Source organism: uncultured Vibrio sp., assembly GCF_947488985.1.
Taxonomy (GTDB): Bacteria; Pseudomonadota; Gammaproteobacteria; order Enterobacterales; family Vibrionaceae; genus Vibrio.
This window is the reverse complement of the sequence record NZ_CANLBV010000011.1, coordinates 1-15,379: the sequence shown is the minus strand read 5'-3', so window position 1 is coordinate 15,379 and position 15,379 is coordinate 1. Positions and strand designations below refer to the sequence as shown.

Genomic DNA, 15,379 nt, shown 5'->3' with positions numbered 1-15,379 from the left:
CCAATAACCATCGAATAAAGAGTAAGTGACATGACATACAAAATATTAGCGATGCTAATGATTAAGTTGTTGTTTACGTTGCGTGGCAGTAAACCCACGTCTAAAATCCCCGCCTCTGATTTTGATGCCGAACGGTTCGCTGGTACATGGTATTCAGCTTGTTATATCCCGTATCCACTGCGATCAAAGCTCGGTTCTTTGTCGTTTAGCTTTCTATTTGAATCTGACGGTAATCTTAAGCTGACAACTCGAGGTTATAACGCGGAAAAGAAAGAGTGGAAGACCAAAGAACAAGCCGCAACATTCAAGGGTTCTCAAGTTTTCAGTTGAAGCGAATAGCCCTTAGCTGTTGTACGAGTGGCATGTTCTACCGATAGTATGTCACCGCTATGCCGTATACATCGATACCGATCAGACAAGCTTGGGTCTTGATTGAATAAAAGGGAAAGGAAATGGGCTAGGGTTGTGGGGCGGGTTCAGAAAATGCGTGATAGAGGTTTTCAGCTCCTAATAAGCGGCAATATTGCAGCGCCAGTGGTGAGTGTTGATTAGTGACAAGTGCTAACGAATTAATACAATCAACGAGGTCGGCTTGCTGTTGCTTCTCAAGCTGCAATTCGAACTGTAAGGCTTCGCGATATAGTGAGTCCGAGACGTGCGTTTTGAGGTGTTTACGCAGCTCGCGATAGTTATGAAGCAAATTCTCGGAGCGGGTTAAGCACTGCTGTACTTTGTGCCATTCTTGCTCGGCAAAAGACAATTGCTGCTCATCAAGCCATTTGAGCAGCAGCAGTAGGTTAACGTTGCCGTGATGCTGGTTTTGCAACGCTAAGCACGCGTCCTTTACACCGCGCACACTGTAGTACTGAAGGCTAAATTGCCATAGTTGTTCCAGTGTGAGTGATGTTGGGGCGTGCTCTAGGCTCATAAGCTATCCATATCCTGTTCCATCTGCTCAAGTTTTTCTTGAGTGGACATCCAATCCATTTCGACTTCTTCTAGCTGTGACTTACTGCTTGCCTGTAGCGCGAGTACTTTATTCAGTTTAGCCTTATTTTCAGCTTCATACAGTGAAGTATCAGATAATTCTTGCTCGGCTTCTTCCAGAGCTAGCGTTAATTTATCCATCTGCTTTTCAAATTGAGTGAGCTTTTTACGGATAGGGGCGGTCTGCTTACGAAATTCCGCTTCTTTACGTTTCTGCTCTTTTTTCGCAGCCGCACTGTTGGCACTGTCTTTAGCTGGTGCTAATGCTTGGGCTTCTTTGCGCTCAATTTTCTGTTGCTCGGTGAGCCACTTATAGTAATCGCTTAGATCACCATCAAACGGTGCCACTTGGCGGTCGTGAACCAGATATAAATCATCGGTGGTTGCACGAAGCAGATAACGGTCGTGCGATACGATAACCATCGCACCTTCAAACGTCTGTAATGCAAAAGTCAGCGCCTGACGCATGTCGAGATCCAAGTGGTTGGTTGGTTCATCGAGCAGCAACAGGTTTGGTTTTTGCCAGACCAGTAGCGCCAATACCAAGCGTGCCTTTTCTCCACCCGAGAACGGTGCCACTTTATCGAGTGCTTTCTCGCCTTGGAAGCCAAAGCTACCTAAGTAATCACGCAGCTGTTGCTCGGTGTGTTTAGGGGCGATCTGCATCATGTGCTGCAATGGTGTCTCTTCTGGGTGCAGGGTTTCTAATTGGTGCTGCGCAAAGTAACCAATCCTAACGCCTTGCGAATAGCTCAGCTCACCACCTTGCTGTTTCAGTTCGCCAGAAAGCAGTTTAATCAGCGTTGATTTACCCGCACCATTTCGACCAAGCAGACCAATACGACTGCCTGGCACTAGGTTCAAGCGAATCTTCTCTAGAATCAAGTTGTTATCGTAGCCTGCTGAGACTTCGTCCATCATCATGATTGGGTTGGGTAGTGCGTCTGGCTCTCTAAACTCAAAGCTGAATGGGTTATCAAACTGAGCGGGCAGCACTTGCTCCATTTTCTCTAATGCTTTAATACGACTCTGCGCTTGGCGTGCCTTTGAAGCTTTGTAACGGAAACGGTCAATGTAGCTCTGCATGTGAGACATCTGTTTCTGCTGCTTCTGGTACATCGCTTGTTGCAGGATCAGCTTTTGCGCTCGCTGGGTTTCGAACGATGAGTAGTTGCCGGTGTATTCGTTGAGCTGTTGGTTTTCAACGTGCACGATGCGGTTGACGATCGGGTCTAAGAAGTCTCTATCGTGCGAGATAAGCACCAGCGTACCCGGGTAGCTTTGTAACCAACGCTCTAGCCACATGACTGCGTCTAAATCTAAGTGGTTGGTTGGCTCATCGAGCAGCAGCAGATCACTGCGGCACAGCAGGGCTTGCGCTAAGTTCAAACGCATACGCCAACCACCTGAAAACTGAGTCAGGTTCCAGGTCATTTGCTCTTGGCTAAAGCCAAGACCGTCCAGTAACTCGGCAGCGCGTGCTTTGATGCTATAGCCACCAATAGTTTCAATCTTGCCGTGGATCTCCGCGACGAGCGTGCCGTTGTCGGCGTGTTCCGCTTTCGCAAGCTGATCTTCAAGGCCACGGTATTCACGGTCGCCATCGATCACGTATTCAATCGCCGTTCTTTCTAAGGCCGGTGTTTCTTGCGCCACCCAAGCCATCTCCCAATGGGCTGGCTTACTGAATGAGCCGGCATCGATAGACAGTTCGTCCTTGATTAAGGCGAACAGTGTCGATTTACCACAGCCGTTTTTACCAACCAAACCGATCTTGTCGCCCGGGTGGAAAATCGCAGATGCTTGGTCGAGAAGTGGCTTACCACCGCGTAGCAATTGAATATCAGAGAAAGTAATCATAGAAGTAGCATAGGAATTAGAGGTGAACGGACGCCTGCATAGTAGGCTGAAACCAGATAAAAGTCGATCACAATGCAATTTGCGTTATTATGCCAGTAACATACTAATAACTTTTACTTAAAATATTGTGGTATTGCCACCGTTTAGCTCTTAAAGGAATGTTTCAAAGGAATGAGTAATAGCCCCTCGACAGATAAAGTCGTGCCAAAGGTGTTGATCATCTACGCACACCCAGAGCCGCAAACCTCTATTGCTAATCAAATGATGATTAAGAAGATAGAGTCGCTCGGTCATGTCAAAATTCATGATCTCTACGCCATCTACCCAGATTTCTTTATCGATGTGCCTTATGAGCATGAATTGCTGCTGCAGTACGACGTGATTGTGTTTCAACACCCTCTGTTTATGTATTCCTGCCCTTCGCTATTGAAGGAGTGGTTTGATCGTGTGCTCGGTAAGGGGTTTGCGTTTGGTGAGCAAAGTGCACTCAAAGGCAAGCACTGGCGCAGCGTGATCACGACCGGTGGCAAAGAAGAGGCGTTTGGTGCCGCAGGCTATAATAAATATCCATTACAAGAGATCTTGCAACCCTTCGAGCTGACCGCTGCGTTGTGTCAGATGAACTGGATATCACCCTTGGTTCTGCACTGGGCCCGCAACGTGCCGGAGATGACGCGCAACCAGCATGCTGAGGCCTATCGAAATTGGTTACGAGACCCGCTACAAGAGATAGGAGCGACCGATGGCTCTGACGAATGATTTTTTGCAAAGTGGCGTAATATTTTTAGCGGCTGCGGTGGTTGCTGTGCCTATCGCGCAGCGCGCCGGATTGGGTTCGGTTCTCGGATACTTATTAGCCGGAGTTGCGATTGGCCCATGGGGGCTGGGTTTAATCAGTGATGTCGAAGCCATTTTGCACTTCTCTGAGTTTGGTGTGGTGCTGCTACTGTTTCTGATTGGTTTAGAGCTTAACCCTAAAACGCTATGGCAGATGAGAGCGCCTATTCTCGGGTTGGGTGGCGCGCAAGTGCTGATCACCACCTTGATCATCACCGCCATAGCCAGCCTGTTTGGATTAAGCTGGCAAACCAGCCTCGTGATTGGCATGGGGTTGGCGTTGTCTTCCACCGCGATTGCACTGCGCGTGATAGAGGAGCGCGAACTCGGGGGGAAAGAAGCGGGGCAATCAGGCTTTGCGGTGTTACTTTTTCAAGATATAGCGGTCATTCCAATGCTGGCTATGTTGCCTCTGCTGGCTGGTAATACTGGTGGTAGCTGGGCAGACATGATGTGGATGCTAGGCGGCGTGATTGGTTTGCTGATCGGTGGTCACTTTTTATTGAGACCTCTATTTCGTTACGTCGTCATGAGTGGCGTACGAGAGCTGTTTACTGTCGCCGCCTTGTTACTGGTGATTGGTATTGCTGTGGTCATGCAGCAGATTGGCTTGTCGATGGCATTGGGTACTTTCTTAGCCGGTGTGCTTTTAGCTGAAAGTGAATATCGACACGAGTTGGAAATTGCCATTGAGCCATTTAAAGGGTTATTACTTGGTCTGTTCTTTATCTCGGTCGGCATGGCGGTGAACTTAGGCTTACTCGCTGAAAGCCCATTCGCGATATTGATGACGGTATTGGCACTTGTGGTTTTGAAAGGTTTCATCCTGTATACCCTTGCTCGAATCTTTGGAACACAGGAAAAAGCACGTAGCCGTATGGCGATGATTCTTAGCCAAGGGGGGGAATTTGCTTTTGTTATTTTCACTGCGGCGAGTGCCCAAGGCATCTTAAGTGGTGACCAAGTGTCGTTCTTGCTGGTGGTGGTGAGCCTTTCGATGGTGACTACGCCATTGATGCTTAAGTTGCAAGACCGATATTTTGCCCGTCAGCTGAACCAGATAAGTGAAAGTGCAATGTCTTCGGATGTGGTCGATCGCAGCCCTCGCGTGATCATTGCGGGTTTTGGTCGTTTCGGCCAGATCATTGGCCGCTTAATGTATGCCAATAAGATCCGTATCACCGTGCTTGAAAGCGATGCTAGCCAGATACATATTCTAAGAAAGTTTGGCTATAAGGTCTTTTACGGGGACTCGACTCATCTAGAGCTGTTACGTGCCGCTGGTGCCGATAAGGCTGAGGCGATCGTGTTGTGTACCGACTCCCCAGACGAAATCATGAAAACCGTCGATTTATGTAAGCAACACTTCCCTCGCTTAAAGATCTTAGCGCGCGCTCGAAGTCGTGTTGAGGCGTATCAACTGATTAACCACGGTGTGAGCAACTATTCTCGAGAGACCTTCTTAGGGGCGTTGGATTTAGGTCGTCAAACCTTAACCGAACTGGGTATGCACCCATATAAGGCAAAGCGAGCAGAAGCGCATTTTAGGAAGTTGGATAACGGGATGTTGAAAGAGTTGCTTCCTCAGCACAATGAAGATGCGGAATTGGCTCAAAGAGCAAAAGAAGCCCGCAAAGAGCTCGAAGAGATTTTTGGCCGAGAGATGGAAAACGATCACCAATCGCGAAACTATTGGCAATAGCCCGTGCACCATAACGATGAATCCAGAGTTGTAAAGGATAGAAAAGTGAAACAGAAAAAACGCTTTATCGCAGGGGCAAACTGCCCAAGTTGCAGTACTCAAGACACCCTCCGTTGGTGGGTCGAGAATAATATCGAGCTTGTAGAATGTGTCGATTGCGATTTCTCAGAGCAGCGTAAACCGAAAACTGTAGAGAAATCTGAACATGCGAATCAAGAAATGATCGGTATTTTTAAGCCTGAATGATTGAGTTTCTTTAATTGATCCCCATAATATCCGGGTACAGAATTTTTCCTAAGCTCAACTGTTCGAGCTTAGTCCAAACCTCCTTGGAGCTCTCATGAAAATTGAAAAGAACGTAGTAGTTAGTGTTGCATATCAAGTGAAACTTGAAGATGGCGTAGTCGTTGACCAGTCAACGACAGAAGCTCCACTAGATTACCTTCACGGTCACAACAACCTAATTACAGGTCTTGAAAAAGAGCTTGAAGGCAAAGTCGCTGGTGACAAGTTCTCTGCAACAGTTACTGCAGAAGATGCTTACGGCGAGCACAACGACGCACTTGTGCAACGTGTTCCTGCTGACGTATTCCAAGGTGTTGAGCAAATTGAAGTGGGCATGCGCTTCCTAGCGGATACTGACCAAGGTCCAATCCCAGTAGAAGTAACGGAAGTCGATGGCGACGAAGTTGTTGTTGATGGTAACCACATGCTGGCTGGCCAAACTCTAACGTTTGACGTTGAAGTCGTAGCGGTTCGTGAAGCGACTGAAGAAGAAGTGCAACACGGTCATGTACACCAAGAAGGTGGCTGTGGTGGTCACGATCATGATCATGAAGGCGGCTGTTGTGGCGGTGAAGGTCACGGCGAAGAGAAAAAAGACGGCTGCTGCGGCGGCGGTAGCTGTGGTTCTCACTAATACCGAATGTATGGTATAGTTTAAGAATATTGAAAGCCTCCCTTGCGGAGGCTTTTTTCGTATTAGGCAGGTGTTTTTTGATCGGACTTTTACTCGACCGAGCTAAATATTTACTCATTCGGGTTAAGTCTTCGCAAAAGTTTGGTTTGTGTTTTCAGACATCAAACGATGGATGTGGTATTGATAACACTCTATGTTAAGACGATGTCAGTGGGGAGTTCGCATGTCGCAGCCTTTTTCAATTGCCATTCATGGTGGCGCAGGGACCATCTTGCGAGCGCAAATGAGCGATGAATTAAAAATGGGCATTACCGAGGCTTTGGAAAAGTCGGTGTTAGCGGGTTACCAAGTTCTGCAGGCGGGGGGCGATGCTCTGGACGCGGTGGTGGCGTCAGTCAAGGTGATGGAAGACAGTCCCCATTTTAATGCAGGTAAAGGCTCGGTTCTGACTCATGATGAGTTTGTGGAGATGGATGCTTCTGTGATGCACGGTCGTGATATGGATGCAGGGGCGATCGCTGGGATTCGTCATATCAAAAATCCTATTGAGCTTGCACGAGATGTGATGCTGAAAAGCGAGCATGTACTATTGATAGGCGATGGTGCTGAGAAGTTTGCCTTCGAGCATGAATACCCCTTTACCGAGCAAGATTACTTTTTTACGGAGCGCCGCTATGACCAACTTCAGTCGATGAAAGAGAAAGGTATCTTTGCGTTGTCTGAAGCGAAATATGATGAACAGCAAGCCCCAAAATATCCTGACGATAAAAAGTACGGCACGGTTGGCGCGGTGGCATTAGATCAAGCGGGTAACTTAGCGGCCGCAACCAGTACCGGCGGCGTAACCAACAAGAAATACGGCCGTGTGGGGGACTCACCGATCATTGGCGCCGGAACCATGGCTGAAAATGGCAACGTGGCGGTTTCGACAACGGGTATGGGCGAGTTCTTCCTACGTAAAATGGTCGCTGGTGATGTCGCAGCGCGAATGCGTTATTTGAAAGAAGATGTTCATACCGCTTGCGAAGCTATCATCCAAGGTGAACTGAAAGCCATGGGCGGCGAAGGCGGACTTATTGCTATGGATGGTCAAGGCGATATTCATTTCGCGATGAATAGCTCTGGAATGTACCGTGCAAGCGTTGATACGGAAGGGCAAGTAGAAGTGAAGATCTATGCTGATGATTAGAGCCTGTAATGTAAATTGTGTATCGGCTTAATTGACTTTAGCTTATTCACTCAGATGAAATATACAAAAGGGCGACAGATAACTATCGGTTGCCCTTTTGGTTTTCTATGTCCCATCCTGAAATGTGTTTACACATTGAGGACGAGAAACTAACGATATGCATCGCTAGAATCCATTCGTTATTTTGAGCCGCACTTAATAGTGTGGAGGTGGCGTCTCTTCTGATGCGTCAGCTAGGTTAGAGCCGTCTATATTTTTTACTTTACCCACCACGAACTTCATCTGATCTTGCATTCTCGTAATCAATATCTGTTGTTGGCTAAGCGCTTCGTTGAGTTCTTCAATGGTTTGTTCTTGGAAAGCCAACTGACATTCTAGGTCATTCACACGGCTTTCTAGTTGTTCAATTCGCTTTTCTGTCATCGTTCTAATCCACATTCCAAGCTTGGGCGATGCCCGCAGAGGTGCCCGATATCACACGGTTGTTATCATCAAAGGCTGCATCATACACTACCGCACGGGGAGGGCGAGCATCTTTTAATGGCTCAGCATCGTGACGAGAAACTCGTTTTCCATCTTGAGTATTCCACACACTCACTTGGCTTGATGGCGTACCCGTCACCAGCATACTGCCGTCGTCAGAAAAACGAGCGCTGGAGAATATCAGCTGTCGCGACCAGCTTTGTAGCTCGGCTTGAGGCTGTCCCGTTTTGAGATCCCAAATTACGGCTTGATTGCCGCCATCAGAAGTGAAAGCCAGCTCACCATCGCGTTGCAGGGCTACACGTACTACTCTTTGTTGATGTTCAAAAGTGTGCACGACTAACCCTGATTCGGTATCCCAAAGGTAGGCTTTGTAGTCGTTACCGCCTGATAACGCATATCGACCATTGGAAGAGAGGGACACTGAATTCACTTTTTCTCGGTGAGCGAGGAACTCTAAACGGCGTCCGGTGACTAAGTCCACATAGATGGCTTTGCCATTTGATAGACCGAGCAGTACTTTTTCGCCATTGCTAGAGATATCGACATCGCGAATCAAACCATCGGAAATCGACCAAAGTCCTTGTGCTTGGCTCCAAGATAAGTCCCAAACGGCGAAGTTCATCTGGCTGGCGGTAATGGCGAAACGGCCATTGTCCGATATGCGAATCCGTGAAACTTGGCTGGCAGACTGATCTTGAGGGCCGAGTTGAGCCAATTCCTTGTTTTGATCTAAGTCCCAAAGGAGTAAGTGCTTTTGTTGGGAATAGAGCAGGGCGAAGCGTCCATCTCGGCTCAGGGCAAAGCTGGTGGCACCATCGGGTTCAATATCCCAGCGTTGTGCGTCATCTTGGAAGAAAAAGCACCCATTTAACAGGGTGATGACAATTGCCCATAGCAATGAGTGGAAAAATATACGCATCACATCTAATAATCCAGTTTGTGTCGAAAGACATAAGACGAGTATATTGTTATAACTAACGTATTCACACCAATCTAATCATTAGATTTGTGCACAATAACCAATGGCTTGGCCATTAATTGGAGAATTCAATGAAATCAGTTTTAAAAGTATCACTGCTTGCCGCAACGGTTATGCTAGCAGTTGGTTGTCAGAAAGAAGAACCAAAGGCAGAAGCTCCACAAGTAGAAGAAGTTAAAGTCGAAGCAGTAAACTTTAAAACAGAAGACGACAAAGCGGCATACGCAATCGGTGTATCTTTCGCTAACTACCTGAGCACAAGTATTGATAAACCAAGTGAAATTGGTATTAACCTAGACAAAGATATGGTTCTTCAAGGTATTGAAGACGTATTCGCAGAAAAAACCGCGCTTAACGAAGAAGAAACTCGCGCTGCTCTTGAATCGCTAGACAAGCGTGTTGCTGAAAATATGCAAGCTCAAGCGGCAGAAAAGTCGGCTGAGACTAAGCAAGCGGGTGATGACTTCCGCGCTGAGTTCGCGAAAACAGAAGGCGTAGAGCAAACGGATTCGGGGCTACTTTACCAAGTGATGACGGCGGGTGAAGGCGCTTCTCCAAAAGAGACAGATACGGTTCAAGTTCACTACAAAGGCACACTAACAGACGGTACTCAGTTCGACAGCTCTTACGATCGTGGAGAGCCTGCAACATTCCCACTAAACCGTGTGATTCCAGGCTGGACGGAAGGCGTACAACTGATGCAAGTGGGTTCTAAGTACAAGTTCGTAATCCCGCCAGAGCTAGCATACGGTGAGCAAGACACACCGACTATTCCTGCTAACTCAACGCTAGTATTCGAAGTTGAATTACTAAACATCGATAACGCTGAAGCGGCTCTTGCACAGTAATATCGATTAACAGCTTCGTACTAAAATACCTGGATTGAATAAAAAGCCTAACCTTTGAGTTAGGCTTTTTTATGATTTGAAGGTGAGTATTTGATTTTTAAACTTGTTCTAAATCACTAGTTGCAATGTTAGCTAGGTGTGCAATTAAAATTTTCTGATAAACTTACATAAATTTGTTGATTTTTCACACGAAGGTAAGGAATAAGTGACTACTACAGAAACAGTCAATGCAGATGTGTTACTTGAAATGGAATCAGTCCACGTTATGCCATTCAGTGAACACGATAAAATTATTTTAAGATCGTATGAAGCGGTGGTAGATGGCATTGCAAGCCTGATTGGGCCGTTTTGTGAAATCGTATTGCACTCGTTAGAAGACCTAAATACCTCGGCGATTAAAATTGCTAATGGTGAGAACACCGGTCGTCAGGTTGGCTCTCCTATCACCGACCTTGCACTGAAGATGCTCAAAGACATCGAAGGTTCTAAGCGCAATTTCTCACGTTCATATTTCACGCGAGCGAAAGGTGGCGTGTTAATGAAATCGATCACTGTGGCTATCCGCAATGGTGATGACAGAGTGATCGGCCTGCTGTGTATTAACGTCAACCTAGATGCGCCATTCTCACAAGTGCTGCAATCTTTCATGCCTACCCAAGATGCGGACGAAGCGGCTTCATCGGTTAACTTTGCCAGCGATGTTGAAGAGCTTGTTGACCAAACGGTTGAGCGCACCATTGAAGAAATCAATGCAGACAAGTCAGTATCAAACAATACCAAGAACCGTCAAATTGTGATGGAGCTTTACGATAAAGGTATTTTCGATATCAAAGATGCAATTAACCGTGTTGCTGAGCGACTGAACATCTCTAAGCACACCGTGTATTTGTATATCCGCCAACGTAAAACAGAGGATGGCGAGGCTTGCTAAGCTATACACTCATAGTCAATGGGCCTGTTTATGGCTCACAATCAGCGAGAAGTGCCTATTTGTTTGCTGAGGCTCTGATCAAACAGGGCCATAAACTTCATAGTGTATTTTTCTATCAAGACGGCGTCAGTAATGGCTCAGATCTTACCGTGCCCGCTAACGATGAATTTGACTTGGCCTCTGCTTGGCAAAAGCTGGCGGATGAGCAAGGTATTAGCCTTGAAACGTGCGTGGCTGCCGCGTTAAGACGTGGAGTGATTAGCTCTGAAGAAGCAAGGCAACATCAACTAAGCGCCTCTAACCTAGCGGCTGGTTTCACCCAAGCTGGGTTAGGTAGCCTATCGGAAGCCCTCTTAACGCAAGATAGGGTGGTGCAATTTTGAGAAAATTAGCCTTCATATTTAATAGTTTTCCTCACACCACCGCAGCTGGCAGAGAAGGACTAGACGCCCTGCTAGCGGCCTCTGCCTATAGCGAAGATATCGCTGTGTTCTTCATTGGTAATGGCGTAACGCAACTCCTAGAAGCGCAGCAGCCCGACAAAGTGCTATCACGAGACTACATCACTGCATTTAAGCTGATGGAACTGTACGATATTGAGCAGGTATACGCGTGTCAGCATAGCCTGAATCAATTTGGCCTTTCGCAAGATAACCTGCTGATCGATGTGACCACCATAGAGGTTGATGAGCTAGCCCTGAAGTTAGCCGAGAGCCATCAGATACTGACCTTCTAGGAAATGATATGCTTCACATTGTAAAGACTGCCGACAAACTCAAACTCGCACTCGCTTACTCACAGCCAGAAGATGATTTCCTTTTGGTTGAAGATTCCGTGTATGTTTGCCTTCCAAATCATCAATTATTTGCTCAAATTTCATCGGTCGGACGCGTATCGGTACTGAAACCTGATCTGGAGAGCCGAGGTTTACAACAGCTCGTTTCAAGTTCGCTGACTCAGGTAGACTATGAAGGGTTTGTGAAATTAACGATTTTAAACGATAAATCAGTGACTTGGTAGTTGGCTTTTATCGCAACAACCAGACTTAGACCATCCTGAGCTCTGGATGGCTAAAAAAAATCTGTATATTTCTTGACACACATCCCACTGCTGAATAGAATTTTGCGTCCCTAATTACGACTTGTAACTAGGGATAGATTTTTCACAAAGCTTACTTTCAAGTAAATTTCAGGAGCTAGTTAATGGCAACTATTAACCAGTTGGTTCGCAAGCCTCGTGTAAAGCAAGTTGTTAAAAGCAACGTGCCTGCACTAGAAGCGTGCCCACAAAAACGTGGTGTATGTACTCGTGTTTACACTACTACACCTAAAAAACCTAACTCGGCACTACGTAAAGTATGTCGTGTACGTCTAACCAACGGTTTCGAAGTAACTTCGTACATCGGTGGTGAAGGTCACAACCTTCAAGAGCACAGTGTTGTACTAATCCGTGGCGGTCGTGTAAAAGACCTTCCGGGTGTACGTTACCACACTGTTCGCGGCGCGCTTGACTGTGCTGGCGTTAACGACCGTAAACAAGGTCGTTCTAAGTACGGTGTGAAACGTCCTAAGTCTTAATGCATTTTCTTTTTTAAAAGAAAGCGTTAAGTAAGGCCAAACACTATTTTATTTATTATTCTGAAAAGTTTTGGAAAAAACCTGAAGAAGACAACGGAGAATATCCATGCCACGTCGTCGCGTAATAGGTCAGCGTAAGATCCTTCCAGATCCTAAGTTCAAATCTGAATTGCTGGCAAAATTCGTTAACATCCTTATGGTTGACGGAAAGAAATCTACTGCAGAGAAAATTGTTTACACTGCACTAGATTCAATGGCTGAGAAGTCTGGTAAAGACCACTTAGCTGTATTTGAAGAAGCTCTTGAAAATGTTCGTCCAGCGGTAGAAGTTAAATCTCGCCGTGTGGGTGGTTCAACTTACCAAGTACCTGTAGAAGTTCGTCCGGTTCGCCGTAACGCTCTTGCTATGCGTTGGGTAGTTGAAGCTGCGCGTAAGCGTGGTGAAAAATCTATGGCTCAACGCCTAGCTGCTGAAATGCTAGATGCGTCTGAGAACAAAGGTACTGCGGTTAAGAAACGTGAAGACGTTCACCGCATGGCTGACGCAAACAAAGCGTTCGCACATTACCGCTGGTAATACCTTTCAGTGCTGCAAGGATCCTTGCAGCACTTCTTTAGTTCCTATGCTTATGCTAGGAACTATTGCTATTTCTAGGGCAAGCAATTTTTAGCGAAGCGTCGCTGTCCATGCATCATCTAGACATAGCAATAGTCCCTAAGTCTCTAATAAGAGGATTCAACCGTGGCTCGTAAAACTCCTATTGAGCAATACCGTAATATTGGTATCGTTGCTCACGTAGATGCAGGTAAAACAACCACAAGTGAACGTATTCTGTTCTATACTGGCCTTTCTCACAAAATCGGCGAAGTTCACGATGGTGCAGCCACCATGGACTGGATGGAGCAAGAGCAAGAGCGCGGTATTACGATCACTTCAGCAGCAACCACTACGTTTTGGCGTGGTATGGAAGCTCAGTTCCCGGATCACCGTATCAATATCATCGACACTCCTGGACACGTAGACTTTACTATCGAAGTAGAACGTTCTTTGCGTGTACTTGATGGTGCTGTTGTTGTGTTCTGTGGCTCATCGGGTGTTGAACCTCAGTCAGAGACAGTATGGCGTCAAGCAGATAAGTACCAAGTTCCACGTATGGTTTTCGTTAATAAAATGGACCGTACCGGCGCAGACTTTTTGCGCGTCGTTGAACAGATCAAGGATCGCCTAGGCGCAACTCCTGTTCCAATTCAACTGAACATTGGTGCTGAAGAAAACTTCCAAGGCGTTGTCGACCTTATCAAGATGAAGGCAATTAACTGGAACGAAGCTGACCAAGGCATGACTTTCACGTACGAAGATATTCCGGCAGACATGCAAGAAATGGCTGAAGAATATCGTACAGAACTTGTTGAAGCAGCTGCAGAAGCCAATGAAGAGCTGATGGATAAGTACCTTGAAGAAGGTGAACTAACAGAAGCTGAAATCAAACAAGGTCTTCGTACTCGTACCCTTAATAATGAAATCGTACTGGCGACTTGTGGTAGTGCATTCAAAAACAAAGGTGTACAAGCTGTTCTAGATGCAGTGGTAGATTTCCTTCCTTCTCCAGTCGATGTACCTGCAATTAAGGGCATCGATGAAGACGAGAACGAAGCAGAGCGTCACGCAGACGACAAAGAACCGTTCTCAGCGTTAGCATTCAAGATTGCAACAGACCCATTCGTTGGTACTTTAACTTTCATCCGTGTTTACTCCGGTGTGGTTGAAAGCGGTAAAACAGCTTACAACTCAGTGAAGAAACAACGTGAACGCCTAGGTCGCATTGTTCAAATGCACTCAAACAAGCGTGAAGAAGTAAAAGAAGTACGAGCAGGTGACATCGCAGCCATCATTGGCCTTAAAGATGTGACTACTGGTGAAACCCTTTGTGACCAGAACCATAAGATTGTTCTTGAGCGCATGGAGTTCCCAGACCCAGTTATTCAGATCGTTGTAGAGCCAAGCTCTCAAGCTGATCAAGACAAAATGACTATCGCTCTAGGAAAACTAGCAGCGGAAGACCCATCATTCCGCGTTGATATGGATGCGGAAACAGGCCAGACACTGATTTCTGGTATGGGTGAACTACACTTAGATATCATCGTTGACCGTATGAAGCGTGAGTTTAGCGTGAACTGCAACGTTGGTAACCCGCAAGTGGCTTACCGTGAGACTATTCGTGGTACAGCGAAAGCGGAAGGTAAATTTATCCGTGAACATGGTGGTAAAGGTCAGTACGGTCATGTATGGCTGAAACTGGAACCATCAGAAGTTGGCGAAGGCTTTGTCTTTGTGGATGAAATTGCCAATGGTATCGTACCGAAAGAGTTTATCGCTTCAGTTGCTAAAGGCGTTGAAGAGCAGATGAACAATGGTGTGCTTGCTGGCTATCCAGTTCTGGATATCAAAGCTACACTATATGATGGTTCTTACCATGAAACAGATTCAAGTGAGATGGCGTTTACAATCGCTGCCTCTATGGCTTTCAGAGCGGGTGCACTTGAAGCGCAACCAGTTCTGCTTGAGCCTATGATGAAAGTTGAAGTGACTACTCCAGAAGACTGGATGGGTGACGTTGTTGGCGATATTAACCGTCGTCGCGGCATCATCGAAGGTATGGACGAGGGGACAGCTGGCCTGAAGATAATTCGTGCACAAGTTCCGTTGTCTGTCATGTTCGGTTACTCAACTGATTTACGTTCTGCGACACAAGGTCGTGCTTCTTACTCTATGGAGTTTAGTGAGTACGCTGAAGTGCCTAACAATGTTGCAAAAGCAATCATTGCAGAGCGTGGTTAAACAAAAGGAACGCATTTTTTTCATTTTTTGAAAGATCTAATGCGTCCAAATATTGCGCTAACGAGAGTTGGCGCATAAAATAGCAATTTCTGGCGCGTCTCGCTCAATAATGAACGTGGCGAATCATAACTAGGAAGGAACACGATTGTGTCTAAAGAAAAATTTGAACGTACGAAACCGCACGTAAACGTTGGTACTATCGGCCACGTTGACCACGGTAAAACA

General features: G+C 46.4%; 18 protein-coding genes. 14 read left to right on the top strand and 4 right to left on the bottom strand.

The annotated features are described in order from the left end of the window. The first annotated feature begins 30 nt into the window (after positions 1-30). Positions 31-330 (top strand): hypothetical protein, encoded by a 300-nt coding sequence (locus Q1A70_RS04080; protein ID WP_299687337.1) that lies wholly within the window; start codon positions 31-33, stop codon positions 328-330. A gap of 127 nt (positions 331-457) precedes the next feature. Here Q1A70_RS04080 and Q1A70_RS04075 read toward each other — a convergent pair whose 3' ends face one another. Further along, positions 458-928 carry a TIGR02444 family protein gene (locus Q1A70_RS04075; RefSeq protein ID WP_299687339.1) on the bottom strand — a complete coding sequence of 157 codons (471 nt, stop codon included), beginning with the start codon at positions 926-928 and terminating at the stop codon, positions 458-460. Further along, entirely contained in the window at positions 925-2,847 is a 1,923-nt protein-coding gene (locus tag Q1A70_RS04070; protein WP_299687341.1) for an ABC transporter ATP-binding protein, read from the bottom strand. Before Q1A70_RS04070 ends, Q1A70_RS04075 begins: the two co-directional genes overlap by 4 nt. Positions 2,848-3,018: 171 nt before the next feature. On the opposite strand from Q1A70_RS04070, the gene kefG reads away from it, so the two are divergent. The 5 genes from kefG (at position 3,019) to Q1A70_RS04045 (ending at position 7,494) form a co-directional block, all read left to right on the top strand. Then, positions 3,019-3,606: a glutathione-regulated potassium-efflux system ancillary protein KefG gene (gene kefG / locus Q1A70_RS04065; RefSeq protein WP_299687343.1), complete on the top strand. Its 588-nt coding sequence runs from the start codon at positions 3,019-3,021 to the stop codon at positions 3,604-3,606. Further along, a complete protein-coding gene (gene kefB / locus Q1A70_RS04060) occupies positions 3,590-5,386 on the top strand; it encodes a glutathione-regulated potassium-efflux system protein KefB (protein ID WP_299687345.1) in 1,797 nt (598 codons plus the stop codon). Before kefG ends, kefB begins: the two co-directional genes overlap by 17 nt. A gap of 45 nt (positions 5,387-5,431) precedes the next feature. Beyond that, entirely contained in the window at positions 5,432-5,632 is a 201-nt protein-coding gene (locus Q1A70_RS04055) for a YheV family putative zinc ribbon protein (RefSeq protein WP_299687347.1), read from the top strand. Between the two features lie 94 nt (positions 5,633-5,726). Then, positions 5,727-6,305: a peptidylprolyl isomerase gene (slyD, locus tag Q1A70_RS04050; protein WP_299687349.1), complete on the top strand. Its 579-nt coding sequence runs from the start codon at positions 5,727-5,729 to the stop codon at positions 6,303-6,305. A gap of 223 nt (positions 6,306-6,528) precedes the next feature. Continuing rightward, positions 6,529-7,494: an isoaspartyl peptidase/L-asparaginase gene (locus Q1A70_RS04045; protein WP_299687351.1), complete on the top strand. Its 966-nt coding sequence runs from the start codon at positions 6,529-6,531 to the stop codon at positions 7,492-7,494. A gap of 195 nt (positions 7,495-7,689) precedes the next feature. On the opposite strand, the gene Q1A70_RS04040 is transcribed toward Q1A70_RS04045, so the two are convergent. Both Q1A70_RS04040 and Q1A70_RS04035 read right to left on the bottom strand, forming a co-directional pair. Next, positions 7,690-7,917, bottom strand: coding sequence for a SlyX family protein (locus Q1A70_RS04040; protein WP_299687353.1), 228 nt, complete (start codon positions 7,915-7,917; stop codon positions 7,690-7,692). Between the two features lie 4 nt (positions 7,918-7,921). Then, entirely contained in the window at positions 7,922-8,899 is a 978-nt protein-coding gene (locus Q1A70_RS04035; protein WP_299687372.1) for a hypothetical protein, read from the bottom strand. Positions 8,900-9,030: 131 nt separating this feature from the next. Between Q1A70_RS04035 and fkpA the strand changes: the two genes are divergently transcribed. From fkpA to fusA, 8 genes are all read left to right on the top strand, one after another. Continuing rightward, a complete protein-coding gene (fkpA, locus tag Q1A70_RS04030) occupies positions 9,031-9,807 on the top strand; it encodes an FKBP-type peptidyl-prolyl cis-trans isomerase (RefSeq protein ID WP_299687355.1) in 777 nt (258 codons plus the stop codon). A gap of 205 nt (positions 9,808-10,012) precedes the next feature. Continuing rightward, entirely contained in the window at positions 10,013-10,738 is a 726-nt protein-coding gene (locus Q1A70_RS04025; protein ID WP_299687357.1) for a transcriptional regulator, read from the top strand. After that, positions 10,732-11,121, top strand: coding sequence for a sulfurtransferase complex subunit TusD (gene tusD, locus Q1A70_RS04020; RefSeq protein ID WP_299687359.1), 390 nt, complete (start codon positions 10,732-10,734; stop codon positions 11,119-11,121). The genes Q1A70_RS04025 and tusD overlap by 7 nt, the downstream gene beginning before the upstream one ends. Further along, the gene (tusC, locus tag Q1A70_RS04015) at positions 11,118-11,474 is read left to right on the top strand and encodes a sulfurtransferase complex subunit TusC (RefSeq protein WP_299687361.1); all 357 of its coding nucleotides are present in this window, start codon (positions 11,118-11,120) and stop codon (positions 11,472-11,474) included. Before tusD ends, tusC begins: the two co-directional genes overlap by 4 nt. An 8-nt stretch (positions 11,475-11,482) precedes the next feature. Continuing rightward, on the top strand, positions 11,483-11,758 hold the full coding sequence (tusB, locus tag Q1A70_RS04010) for a sulfurtransferase complex subunit TusB (protein WP_299687363.1): 276 nt from the start codon (positions 11,483-11,485) through the stop codon (positions 11,756-11,758). Positions 11,759-11,940: 182 nt separating this feature from the next. Then, positions 11,941-12,315 (top strand): 30S ribosomal protein S12, encoded by a 375-nt coding sequence (rpsL, locus tag Q1A70_RS04005; RefSeq protein WP_004737194.1) that lies wholly within the window; start codon positions 11,941-11,943, stop codon positions 12,313-12,315. Between the two features lie 106 nt (positions 12,316-12,421). Continuing rightward, a complete protein-coding gene (rpsG, locus tag Q1A70_RS04000) occupies positions 12,422-12,892 on the top strand; it encodes a 30S ribosomal protein S7 (protein WP_010435163.1) in 471 nt (156 codons plus the stop codon). 165 nt (positions 12,893-13,057) lie between these two features. Beyond that, positions 13,058-15,154 carry an elongation factor G gene (gene fusA / locus Q1A70_RS03995; RefSeq protein WP_299687366.1) on the top strand — a complete coding sequence of 699 codons (2,097 nt, stop codon included), beginning with the start codon at positions 13,058-13,060 and terminating at the stop codon, positions 15,152-15,154. The last annotated feature ends 225 nt before the right edge of the window (positions 15,155-15,379 follow it).